1 pseudogene is annotated in these 1004 nt (G+C 67.0%); it reads right to left on the reverse strand.

What is annotated here, in order from left to right:
- Positions 1-1004, reverse strand: a pseudogene (locus ABTU92_RS30515) (histidine kinase); the annotation flags it as partial.

The following is a 1004-nucleotide window of genomic DNA, read 5'->3' on the forward strand; positions in this document are numbered from 1 at the left end:
GGTCTCCGACGACCCGGACGACCGTCGGAGGCACCCGCAGGTCGAGTATGCCGCCACGGCGCCGGACTTCGGGACGGAGGATCAGCTCGACCTCGGTCAGTGCCTTGCCGACGTCGAACGGGATCCGCTCGATCTCGTGCTTGGCGAGAAGGTCACGCAGCCGACGGATCACCTCGCTGGCGCGCAGATCGTCACGGCGGATGTCGGCCATGATCTCGCGCAACTCGTCGCGCCGATCGACGCCGGACGCGAGGATCATGTCGACCGTGTCGGCGTTGCTCAGAATCGCTCCGAGTGGCTGATTGACCTCGTGTGCGATCGAGCCCGTCAGCTCGCCGGCGACGGCCAGCCGCGACGCATGCGCGAGCTCGAAGCGTTGCTTCTGCACGGCCTGCTCGGCCCGGCGGCGACGATAATGCTCGACCAGGAGCCAGGCGATCAGGGCGCTCTGCAGCAGGAAGACGGCCGCCGCGACGGTCGCCTCGGTGCGGTGAGACGCCAGGAACGTCGGCATCTTGAAGTGGACTATGGCGTCGCTCGGTATGGCATCCTCGTCGATGCCCCAGCGGAGCACTTGCCGCCAATCGACATTCAGGGCCGCCGGCACGATATCCGGCAATCGAAGCTCCGCGGGCGGAGTTCCGTCGAGCAACGCGCTCACGACGTGCCCGGCCTGACGTGCCGCCGCGGCGTAGCTCGGCATTCTTCCACCGACGATCCCGGTGCCCAAGAAGGTGTCGAAGGGGCCGTAGATCGGCGCCCCGGAGGCGGCGACCATGACCTCGATCGATTCGCGCGGCGTGAACTGGCGTCCCGCACCGTCTTGGAAATAGCCCGGGGTGAACACCACCGCATCCGTGCCGAGCTTGCTCAGGCGGGTCCGGACATCGTCGCTCGGAAGTCCGGCGAGAAACTCGGCCGTTACGCGCTGGTTCAAACGGGATACTTCGTCTCGCAACCGGGCTTCCCATCCAAGGTCCATTGCGGAGGTGCCGGTGACGATC

Origin of the sequence: Rhodoplanes sp. SY1, from assembly GCF_046000175.1 — a bacterium.
Lineage (GTDB): Bacteria > Pseudomonadota > Alphaproteobacteria > Rhizobiales > Xanthobacteraceae > Rhodoplanes.